The 18,357-nt window shown below is 66.9% G+C and carries 22 protein-coding genes; 5 read left to right on the forward strand and 17 right to left on the reverse strand.

All coding sequences use genetic code 11. The features are described 5' to 3' along the window. Positions 1-72 precede the first annotated feature (72 nt). The 10 genes from RTY13_RS10515 to RTY13_RS10560 form a co-directional block, all read right to left on the reverse strand. The gene (locus tag RTY13_RS10515; RefSeq protein WP_312783270.1) at positions 73-1,212 is read right to left on the reverse strand and encodes a hybrid sensor histidine kinase/response regulator; all 1,140 of its coding nucleotides are present in this window, start codon (positions 1,210-1,212) and stop codon (positions 73-75) included. Continuing rightward, positions 1,209-1,784 (reverse strand): chemotaxis protein CheB, encoded by a 576-nt coding sequence (locus tag RTY13_RS10520; protein ID WP_312783271.1) that lies wholly within the window; start codon positions 1,782-1,784, stop codon positions 1,209-1,211. The genes RTY13_RS10515 and RTY13_RS10520 overlap by 4 nt, the downstream gene beginning before the upstream one ends. After that, entirely contained in the window at positions 1,781-2,617 is an 837-nt protein-coding gene (locus RTY13_RS10525; protein ID WP_312783273.1) for a CheR family methyltransferase, read from the reverse strand. Before RTY13_RS10525 ends, RTY13_RS10520 begins: the two co-directional genes overlap by 4 nt. Next, a complete protein-coding gene (locus tag RTY13_RS10530; RefSeq protein WP_312783274.1) occupies positions 2,614-6,036 on the reverse strand; it encodes a response regulator in 3,423 nt (1,140 codons plus the stop codon). The genes RTY13_RS10525 and RTY13_RS10530 overlap by 4 nt, the downstream gene beginning before the upstream one ends. Positions 6,037-6,182: 146 nt before the next feature. Then, positions 6,183-6,473 carry a hypothetical protein gene (locus RTY13_RS10535; protein WP_312783276.1) on the reverse strand — a complete coding sequence of 97 codons (291 nt, stop codon included), beginning with the start codon at positions 6,471-6,473 and terminating at the stop codon, positions 6,183-6,185. A gap of 227 nt (positions 6,474-6,700) precedes the next feature. Continuing rightward, a complete protein-coding gene (locus tag RTY13_RS10540; protein WP_312783277.1) occupies positions 6,701-7,345 on the reverse strand; it encodes a hypothetical protein in 645 nt (214 codons plus the stop codon). 26 nt (positions 7,346-7,371) lie between these two features. Next, complete coding sequence (locus tag RTY13_RS10545) at positions 7,372-7,719, reverse strand: hypothetical protein (protein WP_105562249.1); 348 nt, start codon at positions 7,717-7,719, stop codon at positions 7,372-7,374. A gap of 216 nt (positions 7,720-7,935) precedes the next feature. Then, positions 7,936-8,319 (reverse strand): hypothetical protein, encoded by a 384-nt coding sequence (locus RTY13_RS10550; RefSeq protein ID WP_312783279.1) that lies wholly within the window; start codon positions 8,317-8,319, stop codon positions 7,936-7,938. 2 nt (positions 8,320-8,321) lie between these two features. Further along, positions 8,322-9,140 (reverse strand): TIGR02587 family membrane protein, encoded by an 819-nt coding sequence (locus RTY13_RS10555; protein ID WP_312783281.1) that lies wholly within the window; start codon positions 9,138-9,140, stop codon positions 8,322-8,324. Between the two features lie 3 nt (positions 9,141-9,143). Beyond that, positions 9,144-9,440, reverse strand: coding sequence for a hypothetical protein (locus tag RTY13_RS10560; protein ID WP_312783283.1), 297 nt, complete (start codon positions 9,438-9,440; stop codon positions 9,144-9,146). 384 nt (positions 9,441-9,824) lie between these two features. On the opposite strand from RTY13_RS10560, the gene RTY13_RS10565 reads away from it, so the two are divergent. After that, positions 9,825-9,998, forward strand: coding sequence for a DUF1328 domain-containing protein (locus RTY13_RS10565; protein WP_296172073.1), 174 nt, complete (start codon positions 9,825-9,827; stop codon positions 9,996-9,998). Between the two features lie 263 nt (positions 9,999-10,261). Continuing rightward, positions 10,262-11,005, forward strand: coding sequence for a Crp/Fnr family transcriptional regulator (locus RTY13_RS10570; protein WP_105562254.1), 744 nt, complete (start codon positions 10,262-10,264; stop codon positions 11,003-11,005). Between the two features lie 261 nt (positions 11,006-11,266). On the opposite strand, the gene RTY13_RS10575 is transcribed toward RTY13_RS10570, so the two are convergent. After that, positions 11,267-12,007, reverse strand: coding sequence for a Crp/Fnr family transcriptional regulator (locus tag RTY13_RS10575; protein ID WP_312783286.1), 741 nt, complete (start codon positions 12,005-12,007; stop codon positions 11,267-11,269). A 158-nt stretch (positions 12,008-12,165) separates the two neighbouring features. Between RTY13_RS10575 and RTY13_RS10580 the strand changes: the two genes are divergently transcribed. After that, positions 12,166-13,011: a Crp/Fnr family transcriptional regulator gene (locus RTY13_RS10580; protein WP_312783288.1), complete on the forward strand. Its 846-nt coding sequence runs from the start codon at positions 12,166-12,168 to the stop codon at positions 13,009-13,011. 124 nt (positions 13,012-13,135) lie between these two features. On the opposite strand, the gene RTY13_RS10585 is transcribed toward RTY13_RS10580, so the two are convergent. Continuing rightward, positions 13,136-13,351: a hypothetical protein gene (locus RTY13_RS10585; RefSeq protein ID WP_207821867.1), complete on the reverse strand. Its 216-nt coding sequence runs from the start codon at positions 13,349-13,351 to the stop codon at positions 13,136-13,138. Positions 13,352-13,494: 143 nt separating this feature from the next. Between RTY13_RS10585 and RTY13_RS10590 the strand changes: the two genes are divergently transcribed. Beyond that, positions 13,495-13,986, forward strand: a complete 492-nt coding sequence (locus RTY13_RS10590; protein WP_312783293.1) for a DUF4126 domain-containing protein — start codon at positions 13,495-13,497, stop codon at positions 13,984-13,986. Between the two features lie 30 nt (positions 13,987-14,016). Here RTY13_RS10590 and RTY13_RS10595 read toward each other — a convergent pair whose 3' ends face one another. From RTY13_RS10595 to RTY13_RS10615, 5 genes are all read right to left on the reverse strand, one after another. Next, positions 14,017-16,101 carry a catalase gene (locus RTY13_RS10595; protein WP_312783295.1) on the reverse strand — a complete coding sequence of 695 codons (2,085 nt, stop codon included), beginning with the start codon at positions 16,099-16,101 and terminating at the stop codon, positions 14,017-14,019. An 81-nt stretch (positions 16,102-16,182) separates the two neighbouring features. Continuing rightward, on the reverse strand, positions 16,183-16,422 hold the full coding sequence (locus RTY13_RS10600) for a hypothetical protein (protein WP_312783297.1): 240 nt from the start codon (positions 16,420-16,422) through the stop codon (positions 16,183-16,185). Positions 16,423-16,573: 151 nt separating this feature from the next. Beyond that, complete coding sequence (locus RTY13_RS10605; RefSeq protein ID WP_312783299.1) at positions 16,574-16,747, reverse strand: hypothetical protein; 174 nt, start codon at positions 16,745-16,747, stop codon at positions 16,574-16,576. Positions 16,748-16,856: 109 nt separating this feature from the next. Then, on the reverse strand, positions 16,857-17,312 hold the full coding sequence (locus RTY13_RS10610; protein WP_312783301.1) for a hypothetical protein: 456 nt from the start codon (positions 17,310-17,312) through the stop codon (positions 16,857-16,859). Between the two features lie 4 nt (positions 17,313-17,316). Next, positions 17,317-17,895, reverse strand: coding sequence for a DUF4142 domain-containing protein (locus tag RTY13_RS10615; RefSeq protein ID WP_312783303.1), 579 nt, complete (start codon positions 17,893-17,895; stop codon positions 17,317-17,319). Positions 17,896-18,131: 236 nt separating this feature from the next. On the opposite strand from RTY13_RS10615, the gene RTY13_RS10620 reads away from it, so the two are divergent. Next, positions 18,132-18,347, forward strand: coding sequence for a hypothetical protein (locus RTY13_RS10620; protein ID WP_312783305.1), 216 nt, complete (start codon positions 18,132-18,134; stop codon positions 18,345-18,347). The last annotated feature ends 10 nt before the right edge of the window (positions 18,348-18,357 follow it).

An 18,357-nucleotide genomic window follows, 5' to 3' on the forward strand; every position in this document is an offset into this window, starting at 1 on the left:
GCTCTACATTCGCAGTACGAACCTTTCGGTGCTCAGCCGGTTCCCGACTGTCCGACAGCCGACGGAGCCTGCCTAGCCGACAACCGGGAACCAGACTGTGAACCGGCTCCCCGCCCCCGCCCCGGCGCTTTCCAGTTCGACAGCGCCCTCATGCATTTCGACCAGCTGGCGCACCAGGGCGAGGCCGATCCCCAGCCCCTCGCGCGACCGGTCATCCGGCCCTTTCGACTGCGTGAAGAGATCGAAGACCCGGGACTGCATCTCCTGCGGCACGCCGACTCCGTTGTCCGCGACATCGATCCGCACTCGGTCCTCGACCCTGTTGGCCGACACCTGGATCCGCCCCTCCGACGGCGTGTACTTGGCCGCATTGGTCAGCAGATTGCTCAACACCTGGGAGAGGCGGGTGAAGTCGCCGTCGAGCCAGATCGGCGCGCCCGGGACGTCCACCGTCAGGTCATGGCGCCCCGCGTCGATCTTGGGTCGACTGGTGTCCACCGCCGAGTCGATGATGCTCTGCACCGTCACGCGCTCGCGTTGAAGCGAGATCTTGCCCTGGTCGATGCGGGCGACGTCCAGCAGATCCTCGATCAGCCGCGACAGATGGTGGGCCTGAACCTCCATTCGGGCGTGGATCAGCGCGCTCTTTTCCGGATCCTTCTGTCTCTCCAGCAGCTGGAGCCCCGCCCGGAAGGCCATGACGGGATTGCGCAGCTCGTGTCCGAGCATGGCGATGAAGTCGTTCTTGCGCCGGTCTGCGGCGCTGAGGGCCGCCGCATAGGCCTTGAGCTCGTCCCGATGCGAGAGGATCTCCTGCCTCTGGCGGTAGAGCTCGATGAAGACCTTCGCCTTGCTCTTCAGGATGTCCGTTTCGACGGGCTTCTGGATGAAGTCCACCGCTCCGGCCTCATAGCCCCTGAAGCGCCGCTGCTGATCGGCGCTGCCGGCGGTGACGAAGATGATCGGCACGTGACGCGCATTGGCGTTGCCGCGCATGAACTCCGCGAGCTGGAAACCGTCCATCCCCGGCATCTGCACATCGACCAGGGCGAGGGCGACGTCATGCACCAGCAGAAGCTCCAGCGCCTCGTCGCCGGACCGGGCCTTGAGACAGGCCACGCCGTCGCGCTTCAGCAGGGCCTCCAGGGCAAGGAGGTTCTCCTCGAGATCGTCCACGAGAAGGAGGTGGATCGGCTTGTCAGGGCTCGTCATGCCTGGCCTAGACCTTTCAGAACTTCGAGAATGCGCGCGAGCGACATCACTTGTGCGACCGGGCAGGCGCGCAGGGCGGCCTCCGGCATGGGGCGGGCATGGGCGGTGGCCGGGTCTTCGACAAAGGTCAGACCGCCGGCGGCGGCGACTGCCTTCAGCCCCGCCGCACCATCCTCATTGGCCCCCGTCAGAACCATGCCGACCAGACCGGCTCCGTAGGCGTCAGCGGCGCTTTCAAAGAGGACGTCGATCGAAGGGCGGGAGTAGTTGACGAGCTCGTCGGACGAGAGAGCCAGAGCGCCGTCGGCCTCGACCAGGAGGTGATAGTCGGAAGGGGCGAAATAGACCACGCTGGGCTCCACGGGCTCCTTATCCTCGGCCTCCTTCACGGTGAGCGCGCATTTGGACGCAAACAGGGGCGCCAGAACATTGCTGCGGTCGGCGGGCACGTGCAGGACCACCAGGATCGGCAGGCTGAAGTCGGCGGGAAGCGACGGCAGGATGGCGAGCAGAGCCTGGACGCCTCCGGCCGAGGCGCCGATCACGACAGCGCGGGCGGGATGAGGCGTCATGGCTCGCGCCTGCGATAGATCTTTTCTTCAGGCACGAAGTCGGCGAAGGCGCCGGCGTGCCGCGAGAAGCGCAGGCTCTCCTTGGATCCGATGCCCAGAAAGCCGTTGCGAGCCAGCGAGTCCTTGAACAGGCCGACGGCGCGGTCCTGTAGCGGGCGATCAAAATAGATCATCACATTGCGGCAGGAGATCAGCTGCATTTCGCCGAAAACCGCATCGGACGCCAGGCTGTGGTCCGAGAAGACGACATTGGCCCGCAGGGACTTGTCGAAGACCGCTCGGCCGTAGTCGGCGGTGTAGTAGTCCGACAGCGAGGTTCGCCCGCCCGACTTCTGGTGGTTTTCGGTGAACTTGCGGATGCGATCCAGAGAATAGACCCCCGCCTCCGCCGCCCGCAGCGCATCGGGATTGATGTCCGTGGCGTAGAACATCGTCCGTTCGAAAAGACCTTCCTCGCGGAACAGGATGGCCAGCGAATAGACTTCTTCGCCGGCGCTGCATCCCGCGATCCACACCTTCAGGGAGGGATAGGTCCGCAGGTGCGGCAGCACCTGTTCGCGCAGGGCCCGGAAATAGGCTGGGTCCCGGAACATCTCGCTGACCTGGACCGTCAGGAAACCCAGCAGCCGCGGCAGCATCTCCGGATCATGCAGGACGCGCTCCTGAAGGGCCGTCAGGCTGGGCAGGCCGAAATGGCTGCGCGCCTGGAGCAGGCGGCGCTTGATCGAGGCCCGCGCATAGTGACGGAAGTCGTAATGATAGCGCTGGAACAGGGCCTCCAGCAGAAGCTGGATCTCTATGTCCTCCACCGCATGGGGCGCGACGGCGTTCAACGGGGCATCCAGACGCGCACGAGCGAGAGCAGCTTGTCCACGTCCAGCGGCTTGGCCATGTAGTCATTCGCCCCTGCCGCCATGCAGCGCTCCTGGTCGTCGGGCATGGCCTTGGCCGTCAGCATCAGAACGGGCAGGTCGCGCCAGCGCGGGTCCTTCCTCAGTTCGCGCGTCGCGGCCAGGCCGTCCATGACCGGCATCATGACGTCCATCAGGACCAGATCGATCGCCTGCTCGGCATCTTCGGCGGACTGCTCCAGGCGCTCGATCGCCTCCTTGCCGTTGCGCGCGATCTCGACAAGGGCGCCGCGCGGCTCCAGGACATTGGTCAGGGAGTAGATGTTGCGAACATCGTCCTCGACAATGAGGATCCGTCGCCCTTCCAGCACGGCGTCGCGATGGCGGGCCTTGCGGATCATCTTCTGCTGCTCGGGCGGCAGCTCCGAGACCACCTGGTGAAGGAAGAGGGAAACCTCGTCGAGCAGCCGTTCAGGCGACTTGGCGCCCTTGATGATGATGGAGCTGGAATAGCGACGAAGCTGCTGCTCGTGCTCCGGCGACAGGTCGCGACCCGTGTAGACGATGACCGGCGGATAGCCCTGCCCGCCCTCGCGGCTGAGGGTCTCCAGCAGGGAGAAGCCGGACGCGTCCGGCAAGGTCAGGTCGAGGACCATGCAGTCAAATGCCTGGCTCTTGAGCTGCTCGAGGCACTCCGCGGCCGTGCCGACGCCCACCGTCTCGACATCACCCGATTCCAGCAGCTTGCTGACCGCTTCGCGCTGAACCACGTCATCCTCGACGATGAGGACGCGCCGCACGGTTCGCGTCAGCTTCTCCTCGAGCGATCGCAGCACCTCGGCCAGGGCCTCGCGTCCCACGGGCTTCACCACATAGCCGACGGCCCCCAGAGACAGGGCGGTCTGGCTATGATCGTCGGCGGAGACGACATGGATGGGAATATGGCGGGTGTCGTCGTCGCGCTTGAGCACGTCGAGGACGGTGAGGCCGGACTGGTCCGGCAGGCCGATGTCCAGCACGACGGCGTTGGGCCGATAGCGCTTGGCGAGCTTGAGAGCCTCCTGGGCCGTCCCGGCCAGAATGCACTGGAACCCCATCTCGCGCGACAGGTCCCGGACAATGGCGGCGAAGCGATCGTCGTCCTCCACGACCAGAAGCAGGCGACGTGTCCCGGCCAGATGATCGCGGTCATCGTCCAGGGCCCGGGCGAGCGTCGCCGCCTCCGCCGCTCGAGGGGTCGGAGCCCGGGCCGCCGGGATCGGAGCCACGCCGGAAGGCGCTTCTCTGGGCGCCACGCGCGAGGCGTCATAGGTCCGAGGAAGGATCAGGGTGAAGACGCTGCCTTCGCCGGCCCGGCTTTCCAGACCAATACGGCCGCCGAGCAGGCGCGCCAGTTCGCGCGAGATGGACAGGCCCAGGCCGGTCCCGCCGTAGCGGCGGCTGATGGTGCCGTCCGCCTGCTGGAAGGCTTCGAACACGCTGGTCTGCTGGTCCTGCGCGATGCCGATGCCCGTATCCGAGACCGCGAAGGCCACCTCGTCCGGCCCGGCGTCCGAGACCGACAGGATCACCTTGCCCTTCTCGGTGAACTTGAAGGCGTTCGACAGAAGGTTCTTCAGGATCTGCTCAAGCCTTTGGCGATCCGTCTCGAGCCCGTCATCGCCCGATCCCAGGTCGATCTCGAAGGCGAGGCCGCGATCGTCGGCCACCGGCTGGAACATCTGGCGGATGTCATCGCCGAGGCGCTGCAGGGACACAGCCTCCGGACGGGCCTGGATATGGCCGGCCTCGATCTTCGACAGGTCGAGAATGTCATTGATCAGGGTCAGCAGGTCGTTGCCCGAAGACTGGATGGTGCGGGCGTATTTGACCTGGTCTTCCGACAGGGTCTCGTCGGGGTTGTCGGCCAGGAGCTTCGACAGGATCAGCAGGGAATTGAGCGGGGTGCGCAGCTCATGGGACATGTTGGCGAGGAAGTCGGACTTGTACTGGCTGGCCCGCTCCAGTTCCCTCGCCTTGAGCCCCAGGGCTGCGGATCCGCGCTCCAGATCATCGCGCTGGGTTTCCAGCACCTGAGCCTGCTCCTCGAGCTGGCTGTTGGTCTGTTCCAGCTCAGCCTGCTGTTGTTCCAGACGCACCTGGGATTCCTTGAGGGCCCGCCCCTGCTCCTCCAGCTCCTCATTGGAGACCCGCAGTTCCTCGCTCTGGACCTGGAGTTCTTCGGACTGCCGCTGGGTCTCCTCCAGCATGTCCTGCAACCGGGCCCGGTAGCGTGCTGATCTCAATCCCGTGCCGATCAGCGGCGCGGCTTCCTCAAGCAGCGCGAGGAGACGCTCGTCGGGAAGACGAAGGAAGCCCAGTTCAAGAACAGCGTTGATCTCGCCGTCCGCGCGACCCGGGGCGATGACGAGGTGCCGGGGCTTGGAGCGTCCCAGCGCCGAGCCGATCGTCAGATAGTTGTCCGGCACCTCGGGCACCGTCAGGGCGCGCCCTTCGGCGGCGACCTGCCCCAGCAGGCCCTCGCGCGGACCGAAGCGCTCCGGGACAGGCGCGTCGGCGGGAACGCCGAGGTCCGCGACACGGCGGAACACGCCGCCCTCGCCCTTGAAGACGGCGGCGGCCTGAACATCGGCGTAGCGCGCCAGATAGGCGAGGATGCTGGCCGCCAGCTGTTCTACGGACTGATCGCCCATCATGGCGTCCGCCAGCCCCACCTGGCCCTTGTGGATCCACTCCTGGCGGGCCTTCTGACGGGCGCTGCGGCGGATGAGGGCATAGACGCCCAGGGTCAGGCCCGCGCCCAGCAGGCCGGACAGGACGCCGCTGACCAGGGCTGTGCGATAGGCGGCGTCCATCTCCTCGAGACGGGCGAGACGGAGCTTCTGCTCCTCCTGCCTCATCAGATTCACCTCGCTGCGGATGGCGTCCATCTCCGCCTTGCCGCGATCCGTGTTCATCCGGGACACAGCGGCCTGCAGGCCCTCGCTGCGGCGCGCCTGGATGGTGGCGTCCAGCTCGGTCATCTTGGCGTCGACATGCCTGCGGACCTGGCTCAGATGGGCCTGCTGCACCGGGTTGTCCCGGGTCAGGCGCGCCACATCCTCCAGGCGCCGCTCCACGGCGGCCGGGGCCATGTCATAGGGTTGCAGGTAGAGAGGATTGCCCGTCAGCAGATAGCCGCGCTGGCCTGTCTCGGCGTCCTGGACGGTCGATAAAAGATCGTCGACGGCGACGATCACCTGATGGGTGTGAATGATCTGCTGATTATTCGCCCTCAGCACCTGGACATTGAACCAGGCCACCCCGCTTGTCGCCAGAAAGAAGGCCAGAACCAGGGCCAGTCCTGCTGCGGACCAGGCTTCGGTCTTCGAGCCCGCGGGCGGGCGACGGAACAACATCATCAGCAGTCTGACCTCGGGTGAGCGACGGGAACCTCCCTGCCTAGAGGGCGGAGCCGTCAGCGCAATAACCTGTGCTGGTTTTTCTCGGCCTGGGCCGAGGCCATGGGTCGCACGCCCCAGCGGCGCACGCCGGCAAAACGATCATGTCAGGGCGTGAACTGAATCGTGCGGGCGAACTGATAATCCTTGCGGCCCGGCTCGACCTCGGCGTCGCGCATCAGGGCGATGGCCGCCTCAGCGAAGCCCAGACCGGGGTGGGTCTCGCCCAGGACGCGGCAATCCTCGACCCGCCCGGCGGCCCGCGCGGTGCACTCGAGGGTCACTGCTACAGTCAGAAGCGGGGCCGGCGCCTCATGCTGCGCGGCTGCGGCAGATATTTCAAACTTCGGGAGACGGTCGATCTTCGGCGACGCATCCAGCAGGATGGCCGCGGTCAAGGCCAGGATCATCATTGCAAAACCCTCCGTTTCCTTAACCGGGCGGGTCGCGATCTGTTCCAACGGCGCGGCCGCTTGTGGCGAACAAGGCGAGGTTGGATGCCTCTTGCGACCGGGCGTTTACGGCAGCCGGCCCCCCGTCCTGCGACGAGGGGCCGGCCTCGATCCTGAAGCAGCGCATCACCGCTCAGCAGGCTCGATCGCTTTCAAAGGGCGTTCAACAAACCCTATCGATTGTAGCGCGCCCTTTCCTGGGCGATCTGTTCAGCGGTCCAGGGTTCCGCCGCCGCGTCAAACCCCGACCACCCGCTCTCACGATAGGCCGCGCCGCGCGTCAGGGAATCGAACCCCCGCCGGTCATTGAGAAGCGTCTCGATACGGACTCGGTCGGCCTCCTCCGTCCTGACGCTCACAAGGGTCCCGCCGCGACGGACGCCTTCGGCGTAGACCTGGGCCTCGCCTTCGTCATGGCCGGCCTCCTTCAACGCGCCCAGCAAGCCGCCGGCGGCGCCGCCGACCGCAGCGCCCGCCGCAGCCGCCACCGCGGTCGAAGCGAGCCAGCCTGCGGCGACCACGGGGCCCAGGCCAGGAATCGCCAGCATCCCCAGCCCGGCGAGCACGCCCGCCCCGGCGCCCAGAACGCCCCCGGTCGCGGCGCCCTTCCCGGCTCCCTCGGCGACGTCGTTCTCGCCGTCGCCGTTCATGTCGCCGAACCGGCGCCCGTCTCCCGAATGGGCATGACCGTCATGCCAGTTATCGGAATTATTGGAGATAAGGCTGATCCGGTCGGAGGCGACGCCGGCCCGCTCCAGGGCGGACACGGCTTCAAGCGCATCATTGTGATTGTCAAAAAGTCGCGTGACTACGGCCATTTGAAGCTCCTTCTTTATCTAGTTTCTTAGTTGGCGGAGGCGCTGACCGCGCCCTTGTAGTCGACCGACACCTTGCTCTCGGCGCCATTGCGCGTCGCTGTAGCGCTCCAGATGCCCTGGGCGTCCTGGCTCATCGGCCCCACCACGGCATACCCCTGCTTCTCGATCGCCGAGCGCGCCTGGGCTTCGGTGAAGGAGTTGGCGCCCGGCGTCAGGGCCGCGTCTCCGCCTGGCGCGGTGTCGACGGCGGGATTGCGCGGGGCTTCGGATTCCGAAACGACCGGCCCTTCGACACGGCCCTCGTCCGCCTTGTTGTCTCCGCAGGCAGCCAACAGGAATACTGTCGCGCCCAAGGCGATGATCGCTCTCGTCATTCGGCTTGTCCTTTTTGGTGATGGCGAAAAAACAAGCCCCCCGTCCGGAAGAGGGTTCCACCGCTTTCGCCCCCCTCATGGCCCTGATCGCTCGCTATCGCCGCCACGCCTGGCCTGGAGCGGGATGTGACCTCTATCCGACACAAGGGGGCCATGAGGGATGACGCCGCTCTCGGGAAGCCGGCCGCCTTCGACCTCAGGGCACGGCGCTCGCCCTCACGGGCTCGACCAGCCGAGGACGCGCAAGGTCGCACGCGGGCGCTCGTCCCCGGTGAAGACCAGGGCCGCAGCCTTGCTCCCATGACCGGGCACATAGTCGAGCGTGGCCTTGGCTGTTTCGCTCCCGCTTACGCCTTCAACCTCCACGGCGGCGGCGGTCAGGTCGCCCCGGTTCACCACGGTCACGTCCATGACCCAGCCGCCCGCGCCTCTTCGAACCGACTCTGCCTGGACAATGAGGTCAGGCGGCCTCGCCTCGACCACGACGGCCCGCGCGAGGGTCCCGATGACGCCGAGGATCACCGCCAGGCCGATCAGGGCGCACAGGCCTTGAAGACGCGAGGGTTGCGAAGCGCTGGAAGAGAGCTTGCGGCTGGACATGGCTAGACCAGAAGCCGCGCCGCCGCCGCGCCTATGGCGGCGGGAAAAGCGAGAATGACGACATTGGCGACCAGCGACTGGAGCCCGTGACCGTCGAGGCCGCCGAAGGTCCACAGCATGGCGAAACTGGCGACGAGGCACAGGGCGTAACCTGGCAGAGTGAAATCAATGAAGGCGCGTAGCGGCGACTCCTTGTCCTCCTGGCCGGCGAAGCCCGCCTCAAACACGATGAGATGCAGAAGAACTACGGACAGGAGCAGGACGCCAAGCGCCCCCAGGGGCGTTGTGCGATAGGCGATCAGCCGCATCTCTTCCGTCGGCGCCAGGTTCATGGCGAAGTAGAGGGCGCCGGCCAGCATGAGGAAAAGCTCGCCGGGGTAGGAGGCCTGATCCTCGCCATCCTCCCCCGCTCCGTTCGAGAGCTGACGTCGGGCCACAAGCGCCCCGAGCGCGGCCGGGACGGCCTGCAGCGAGACCTGGCCGACAGCCGAGGCCAGGGAACTGCGGTCCAGAACATTGAAGAGGGCCAGCAGCCCGCCGGCCGTGACAAAGCCCGCCGCAAGCGCCGTCAGGGTGTCGAGGAGGTTGTTCAAGGCCCCGCGACGCGCGGAGAAGCCTGCATAATGGGCCAGCCCGAAAAGCACGGGCAAGGAGACGACGACAAAGGCCAGGCGTCGCTCGGGCGTCGCGGCGTGGCCCAGGGCCCACATCTCCATCGTCATGAGAAGCGGCAAGCTGAACAACAGCGCGCCGCCGAAAGCGCGGCCCAGGTCGCGAACATAGCCCGCCTCCTGGGATTTGCGGGCGGCGACGGCGCTCATGGTCTAGTCGGAGACAGCCGCTGCAGCCGTCGCAACATCCGGCGCGGGCGGGCCTGCCTCGTCGAAGGCTCGGGCGTCAGCTGCTTGCTGGGCGTCTGTCGGATTCTGATTGATGAAGACGCCATTGGCTGCGGCCCAGATCGCGAGCAGCAGGACGGCGACCGCGGCCGTGGAAGCGACCAGTATGGCGAGCACCCGGGCTCCGCGCCTTCCGCCCCGGACGTAGCGAGCAGCGACAGGGCGCCCCTTCCGGACGGCTTGTGCGGCCTTGGCGTGGCGACGGCTTTCTTCGGGGATCATGTGACCTCTCAATCGGCTCAATAGGGCAACGCCGCCTCAGCCTGGCTGTTCCTCGCCGCCCCCGCGAGCAGATGGACCTGCAGCCTCGCCGGATTGAAGCGACCCGATCTGTCGCGCAGCGGGCGAACGACAAACCGGGCCGTCAAGCAGGCCTCCCCCCCGGGAGACCGCGTCGAGCGCCAACAGCCCGCCCTGGCGCCGGTTCCACCGCGGGTCATCTGGGTCGGGAATCCGACCCAGAGCTTTCCTGACATTGCTCGCTTCGAGCCATGCGGTCCGGATTACCTGGACCAAGCGCCGGGTCCCGCGGCCCCCCGGCCAAACTCCGGAACCCTGAGAGAAGAGGCGACGTTGGGCTGGCTCCGGCGCTGAAGGAGAATTCGCATGCTGAAATGGGCCCTTATTTTTGCGGTCATCGCCATCGTCGCCGGTCTTCTCGGGTTCGGCGGGATCGCCGGCGCCGCAGCGGGGATCGCCAAATTCCTAGCCGTCCTCGCCTTGATCGTCTTCGTGGTCTTCCTCTTCCTGGGCTTCGCAGCCGCCAAGAAGATCACCTGAAGGAGAGCCTGGCCGCCGACGGCTAACCTCCCGATCGCCTCGGGGACACGGCGGCCAGGCCAGTCCGCGGCCCTCCCTGGAGACGTCGCGGCGTCCGTCTTCCTGCCCGCCGTCTCACAGCGGAGGCGCGAAGAGCCGACATGCGCTTGAGACAGGAGGGCCCGGCTATCGGGTCCGGGGCCTTCAGAACCGCGCGCCAAGTCGCGCGAAACCAACCTATGTGAAGAACAAAAACGCCGAAGCCATGCTGTTGGTCTAAGGCCATGAAGAATCAGTCGGAAACCCATCACGAAACCCGGCACACCGCGTCGCTTGAGCGGATGCTGTCCAGTTTCGGGCCGCTTGGCGCCGACGACATCGCCTATATCCGGGACTGCTTCACCGGGGTGCTGCAGACCCATGCGGCGGGAAGCCCGGTCATCCTGGCTCCGGAGCGCAATGAAGCAAGACTGGTCTTCAAGGGCTGGGCCGCACGCGGCGCCATGCTGGAGGACGGACGTCGCCAGATCGTGGGCCTCAATCTGCCCGGCGAGATGATCGTCGCATCCGGCGCGGTCGACACCGACATGCTGGTCTGGGCCCTGACGGACGTCGTCACGATCGACGGCACCGCCTTCTGGACCGGCATGTCCGAGCTGCGGACGCAGAGTCCGCCGCTGCTGGAAGCCTGGAGGCATTACCGCACGGCCGAACGCCTGCGCATGGCGCGCCAGGTCATAAGATTGGGTCGGCTCAACGCTTACGAACGCACAGCCCATCTCCTGCTGGAGCTCCACGAACGCCAGGCGCGTCTGGGTCCCGTCGTGGCGGGGGTGCTCCATCTGCCGCTGACCCAGGATATTCTTGCGGACATCCTGGGCCTCAGCGCCGTGCATATGAACCGAACCCTGCAGCAGCTCAGGCGCAACGCCCTGGTCGATTACAGAGCCGGGCGGGCGGTCCTGCAGAACCTCACGAGCCTGGCCCAGGCCGCCAACCTGAGCGCTGACTGCGGTCCAAGCCTCTGACGGCGGGCTTCGCCGCGGCGGACGAGAGACCCTCGCGTCCGCCAGAGGCCGGGTTAACCCATGTTGTTTGATCTTGCCCGGAGCAGGATCAGAATGCGCCCTTGCCGAGGAGGCTGGTCATGCCTCGACCTGAAGAGCTCTGGCGGCGTCTCGTCGCCTTCTTGCTAGGCCGGACACCCGCCATGCGGACGTCCCGACGCCTGCCCCATCCCCATTGGCCCCGGCGCTCCGGGCGTCACTGAGGCTGCGGCCCGGACAGGCTCAGACCGGATCGCGCCCCAGGCGCAGATAGGTCGGATCGAACTCCGCCAACCGCACCAGACGGTCCCAGTCCAGGATCCTGATGTTGCGTCCGCTCCATTCGACAAGGCCGTCGGCGCGGAGCTGGGCCACGGATCGGTTGACGTGGACGGCCGAGAGGCCAAGCACGTCGGCGAGGATGGCCTGGCTGAGAGGCAGTTCCATCCGATGTCCTTCCGCCCGCTCCACGGAGGCCAGGCGAAGATAGACCTCGCACAGGAAGTGGGCGAACCGCTCGAAAGCCGTGCGCCGCCCCAAGCCCGCCAGCCATTGGCGATGCACGGCGGCGTCGATGAGGGTCTCCAACCACAGAAGGCGCGTCAGGTGGGGTTGGGTCTGGGAAATGAAACGCAGGGCCTCATGGGGGCAATAGCCCACCTTGCAGTCCGTCAGACAGACCACGCCATGATCCATCGGGCTCACGAGAAGGCTATGGAGGTCGACAAAGTCGCCCGGGACATTGAGTTCCGTAATCTGGCGCGCGCCGTTCATCAGCACGACATATCGCGCCGCGAAGCCTTCGAGCAGAAGCGTGCTGCGCGACGGGCGATCATATTGTTCGACGATGTTGTCGCCGGCCTTCAAGGTGACCGGCGGCGCGACCACATCCGCCAGAACGGCCTTTTCCTCGTCAGAGATGAAGTCTCGACGCGACAGCTTGTCGATCAGGGGACTGATCAGGGTGACCTCCAGATTCCGCACCGCTACTGCGGCAACGCTTGCAAAACCATCCAGTTCCTCCGCTGCAGGCCCTACGTCGTCCAGCCGCGCGGGCGCGGTTCGCCGGCCCCCGGCCTCCTAACCCATGTAAGTGGCGACCGCCCCGCCATGGGCCACACTCCCCCTCTTAGGAGTGCGACATGCAGACCACGACCGGCCTACCAGCCATGGCCTCTTCCCCTCGCTCTCGTCTTGAGGTTCAGGATCACCCGGTCTTCCAGGCCCTGCCCGCTGACGCCCAGGTCCGGATAGAGGCCTGTGGTCACAGGGCGTCGCTGGCGGCCGGCGAGGTATTGCCGAACAACGGCGGGCTCTACTTCATCCTCTCGGGCGTGGTCGGCCTCTTCCCGGGCGGCGGCCGCATCTGCGTGGCCGCGGTGACAGCCGGATCCGTCCACGGCTGGGACCAGGCTCTTGAACCGGGCGCCCGTCGCCCGGAGGCGCGAGCCCTGATCGACACCGTCGTCTGCCGCGCCGCCGCCGCTCCCCTCGTGGAGGCCATGGGCCGGGAATGGCTGACCCGTCTCGTGGCGCGTCATGCGACCGCCCGTCTTGACGCCCTGGCGACGGAGGCGGCGTGCAACGCCTCTCACCTGGTGCCCGAAAGGCTGGCCAAATGGCTGGTTCGGCTCCACTGCGGCGGAAACGGCGCGCCGCTCTTTCTCACCCAGGCTGATTTCGGGGGGATGCTTGGGGTCCAGAGAACCAGCGTCAACGCCGCCGCCGCCCGTCTCCAGGGCCAGAACCTCGTGCGCTTCGGGCGAGGCAAGGTCCAGGTGCTCGATCTCGTCGGCCTGCGTCAGGCCTCCTGCGGTTGCGGCGAAGCTGTCGCGCCGGTCTCAGCGACACCCCGGTCGGCGGTGCGGAGCACAGGTCTCGCTACGGAAGCGGCCTCCTGGTCGCCTGCGCATCCCGGTTCACCGTCTCGCGACGTCGCCGAGCCGGAGGGCGTGGTCGCCTCGGCTCCATTGGCGCGCGCAGGCTAGGGCCCAGCCAGACGCTAATCTTGCAAGGCCTGGCTCCAGCCCCCGTTTGATCAACGGCCCCAGACCTTCCAGCCTCGAGGGCTGGATTGGCGCCCACGGCCTTCGCCGCCCGAGCGAAACGACGTCAGGCGGGGGCGGTTCGCAGCTCCGGGCGAGCCTCGGCACGCGCCCTCATCCGAGCCCGCAACTGCTCGCGAATGGTCCAGCCGTCGAGATGGGCGAAATCGTTCAGCGTATAGCCTTCGCGGGCCAGGGCTTCTTGAAGATCAGAAATCTTGAGGCAGGCGCGGTTCTCGTCGGCGATCTGAAAGGCGCGCTCGATAACGTGGATCTGGTTCATGTTTCCTCCGTGGCAAGAGAGAGCGAAAGCCGACGGCTACGGTTCCCAGAGCGGATGACGCAGGGCCGCAAAGTCAGGTCCAGGGCCTTTGGAACCCAAAGGCGTTGCGGGCGCTGCCCCTCCAAACCGAAAAGGAGCTCGCCTTGAACCTTCGCCCCCTGCTTATCGGACTGGTCGCCGGCCAGCGCTCCATGACGCCGCTCGCCGCCGTGGCGCTGGCGGCGCGTTCCGGCAGCCGCGCCCGCGACAATGGCGCTCCAGCAGTTATCGGCAAAAGGTCCGCTGCGATCGCCGCCAGCGCTCTGGCGATCGGAGAAATGCTCGGCGACAAGATGCGGTCTGCACCGGACAGGACCGTCCCTCCCGGGCTGGCGGCCAGGCTGTTCGCCGGAGGGGTCGCCGGCGCCGCCCTCGCGCCTCGCAGTTCACGCGCATCCGCCGCCGCCCTGGGCGCGGCGGGCGCCATCCTGGGCGGTTACGCCGGCCTGGCGCTGCGCAAGCGCGCCATGCGCCGTTTCGGCCAGACACGCAGCGGCCTGGCCGAAGACCTCCTGACCCTGGCCGCAACCACCCTCATCCTTCGCGCAGGTCCCAAACGTCAGGGGCCGTCCGTCGGGCGGGAGGGCGACGCGTAAGCCCGCCCCCCTGCCTGAACAGGAAAGGGATCAGGCCAGGGTGCGAACGGCCGGTTCCCGCGCCCACTGACGTGTGCGGGCCGGCGGCAGGAAGTCCCCCGCCTTGGCCGCAGACAGGTCGACGACCCCTTCATCGGACTTGATCCCGGCCCGATCCAGAAGAGGGCCGACCTCGCGCGTATGGCCGATGGCCTTGAGGTGGCCGAAGGCGTCCCTGACGAAGTCCACCGCCGCGCCCTCCTTCAGAAGCTGGGCGCATCCGCCCTCCGACAGGATGACGGCCACGGCGTCGAACAGGACAGAGGGGCTTCCCGCCAACTGGCCGTCAGCAGGCAAGACGGACCCGTCCGCCAGTTTCGCCCCGCCGATCTTGGGCGCGACGATGAAGACGGCGCCGCCGTCGCCTTCCACCGCCTTGCGGACAGCCGCGACGATCGCGCCGTCGGAGCCGTCGGTGACCAGGATCGCGACCTTGCGGCCCTTCAGGCTGTCCGGATACTTGCCGACGATCCTGAGGGCCGGCGAGGGTTCGAGGTCGATGGGCGTAGCGGCCGGAGCGGACGCCTTGGGCAGAGACAGGCTCATGGCCCCCGCCACGCGTTTGGCCAGATCCTCGTCGACATTGCGGAGATTGGCCAGGACGCGCGCCCGGACATGGTCCAGAGTCACCTTCGACAGTTCAAAGACGAGGGCGCTGGCCAGATGGGCCTGTTCGATCTCCGTCTGCGAGCGGAAGAAGAGCCGGGCCTGGCTGTAGTGGTCGGCGAAACTCTCGGCGCGCAGCCTGCCCTTCTCGCCCTCCACCGGCACGGCGGCGGTGCGGAAGCCGCCTTTCGGGTCCTCGCGCGGCCCGCCCTCCTCTCCCGCCTCGGACAGACTGTTCGGCTCGTAGTTGGCGCGCCCCTTGAAGACCTGGGTCTGCATATGGCCGTCGCGCTGGAAGTTCTGGAAGGGACACCCCTTGGCCTGGTTGATCGGGATCTGATGGAAGTTGACGGTCCCCAGCCGCGACAGCTGGGTGTCCTGATAGGAGAAGAGCCGCCCCTGCAGCAGGGGGTCCTCCGAGAAGTCGACGCCCGGCACGATGTTGGTGGGCAGGAAGGCCGCCTGCTCGGTCTCGGCGAAGAAGTTGTCGGGGTTTCGGTTCAGCACCATGCGGCCGATGACCCGCAGAGGATGATCCTCTTCCGGGATCAGCTTGGTCGCATCGAGGATATCGAACGGCAGGGCGTCCGCCTCGGCCTGGTTCAGCAGCTGGACGGCGAACTCCCATTCAGGGAAGTCGCCCTGATCGATGGCCTCGAACAGATCGCGCCGATGATAGTCCGGGTCGGCCCCGGCGATCTTGACCGCCTCGTCCCAGCAGGTGGACTGGGTCCCCAGCCTGGGACGCCAGTGGAACTTGACGAAGGTCGCCTCCCCCTTGGCGTTGATCAGCCGGAAGGTGTTGACGCCGAAGCCCTCGATCATGCGCAGCGATCGCGGAATGGCCCGGTCGGACATGGCCCACATCACCATATGGGTGCTCTCGGGCATCAGGCCGATGAAGTCCCAGAACGTGTCATGCGCGCTGGCCGCCTGAGGATAGCCGCGGTCGGCCTCCATCTTCACGGCATGGATCAGGTCGGGGAATTTGATCGCGTCCTGGATGAAGAAGACGGGGATGTTGTTGCCGACCAGATCCCAGTTGCCCTCGGACGTATAGAATTTGACGGCAAAGCCCCGGACGTCGCGCGGCGTATCCACCGAACCGGCGCCGCCGGCGACCGTCGAGAAGCGCGTGAAGACCTCGGTCTTTTTTCCGACCTCGGTGAGGATTTTAGCCGTTGTGTAGTCTTCCAGACTCTCGGTGAGTTCAAAAAAGCCATGGGCGGCCGATCCGCGTGCATGGACGATCCGCTCCGGAATACGCTCATGGTCGAAGTGCTGGATCTTCTCGCGCAGCACAAAATCCTCGAGCAGGGTCGAACCACGGGGCCCAAGTTTGAGCGAGTTCTGGTCGTCGCTGACCGGCGCGCCGTGGTTTGTCGTAAGGCGGCCCTCCGGCGTTGAGGCGGTCTGGTGGAGTTCGCCGCCCGCACCGGGGCGGACGTCTGCAGCGGGCGACTTGGACATGGGGTTTCCTTCAGTCAGGTTGTCGGGCGACAGGGTTGAAAGCCCGCAAAAGCGGGCGCGCGGAGGCGGACGAGCGTCCGTCTATCTTTGCGGCGGCGGTGCAGCCGCCCCCTCCTGCCCGGCCTGGTCGACTTGTCGAGCCGGGGTGTCGGCGACCCCCGTGGACGGGGTGGAACCGGGATTTGCGCCCGCCACGCCGCTCGTCGCGTCCGCCTCCAGCGAGGAGGCTTCAGGGGCCGCACGCTCCGCGTCGCGGCTTCCGCAAGCGCCGAGGGCGAGAAGCGGCACGGCCAGGATCGTCATCGCAGTCAGATGCTTCATGTCTTTCTCCCTGGAGGAACAACGGCAAGGCGGATGGGGCGTTGCACCAGGCCTGCGGCCGAGGCGGCGCGCGGCGTCGCATCTCGTCTGACGTCAAAGCCCGTAGCGCGTCTCCCCTCGCGGGACCCGGCAAGCGGCCGCAAAGGAAGGATCAGCCAAGGGGCGCCATGCCCGACCCGCCCGGAAGCCGGGACAATCTGAAGGCTTGAACCGAATAGACCTCCCCGCTGCGGCTGTCCCGGATCGCCACCCCTGCCAGGCCTTGAGCCTCGAAGGCCGCAGCCAGTCGCAAGGCGGCCGCCTCGTCTGACACGCTCGTCGCCATGTCATGGTTCCTGCAAACGTAGCTGACCAGATAGGGCATGGCTCTTTCCGGGCGCCGGATCCCTCGCAGTTCGCTCCCCTGGTGGGAAGCGCGGGGTCCGGCGGACTCATCAGGCTTTTCTGGCGGCCTCCAGCTTCCGGACGAGTTCCGCCTTTTCCTTGTTGAACCTCTGCTCAGCCGCCTCCCCCTCGGCCTCGATCCTGCGTCTTTCCTCCTCAAGCCGGGCGCAGGCCGCGGCATGGGATGTCTCAAGTTTCTGCAGCGCGACCGCCAGGGCCTCGATCCGCCGTGTTTGCGCCGGCGACGGCCTCGCGGGCGCCGGCCTGCGGGGCCGTCGCGAGCCGATTTGCCGGACGTCCACGGCGAGACCTCGCTCGATCACCGTCCCCGGTCGGGCGCGCGCCGCAGCCTCGTCTTCGGTCTCCACCGCCTCGCGCGCCAGTCCTGAAGCGAAGATGTCCTGCTGGATGCCCCATGCGGCCAGCGCCTTGGATCGGGATGAAGCCGCCACCGTGAAGCGATGGAAGCCGTCCGACCATTCAAAGACCTTCAGCCGCGAGGCCATTGGCCTATCCCGAGATGGCCGTCTGGATCTCCCTCGCCTTCTGAAGGTGGGCCTCGATCTTGGGAAGGACGGTGCGGGCGTGCGCCGCCAGGGCCGGCGCATCACTATTGTCCGCGAAGCCCCGGTTCAGGGTCACGGCCTCCTCATGGGCCGCCACCTGCTGGTCGATATAGACCTTGTCGAAGTCGTTCACGCCGGCCGAGCGAAGATTGTCGAGGAGGCCCTTGCGGCGCTGGTCCAGCTCTGTGGGGAGAACGATGTCCGGCGCCGCCGTCGCGACCGCCGTCTTCAAGGCCGTGCTGGCGGCCGTGTGATCAGTCTTGATCATTCTGGCCAGGGCCTTGACGTCAGCTCGCTTCGCGCGCTCGAGAGCGATGTCCGCCGCCTGGATTTCATACATGTCGCCCATGGCCGCGGACGGCGCATAGGCGCTCGCCAGGTTAGCCCCCATGGTGGCGGCGGACGTCTGTCCGACAGGGGCGGACACGGCGTCCTGGGCCTTGTCGACCGCTTTCTCCCCGCCCTGCGGGCTGCAGGCGGCGACCAGAGCGGTGAAGGCGACGAGGGTCATGGCGCGGCGCATGATGGTGATCTCCTGAATGTGTGATCCCTCAAGCGCCTCCGAGGCGATCCGGTTTCCTCCTCAGGCCCTTCCGCCTCTCTCACGCCCGCCCCCGCCGCCGTGGGAGCCTGTGTCGGGAAGACGACACACAAACCTGATTGAAGCCTGGAGCCGCTCAGCGCTCCACGCCTTCTCGGCCTTGTGTCGGGTAGCCGCCATCCACGAACGGTTTGGCGCGCGGCGCGTAGAGCCTTTCGATGGCGACCTATGATTACACGCTTCGAGGGCCGGAGCCCGATATGGTCCTCCAGGGCGTATCCGCGACAGACGCGGACGCGCGCCGTGAGGCCATCCTGTTCCTGTCGGAGATGATGCGAGAGCAGCCCATTCGTGACGGCGGAGCCTTCGCACTCGAGGTCGTCGTCAGCCGCTCCGGGATAGAAATCTGTCGAGTGGAAGCCTCGGTTTCCTGACCCCGCACTC

This window comes from Brevundimonas sp., from assembly GCF_032055285.1.
GTDB lineage: Bacteria > Pseudomonadota > Alphaproteobacteria > Caulobacterales > Caulobacteraceae > Brevundimonas.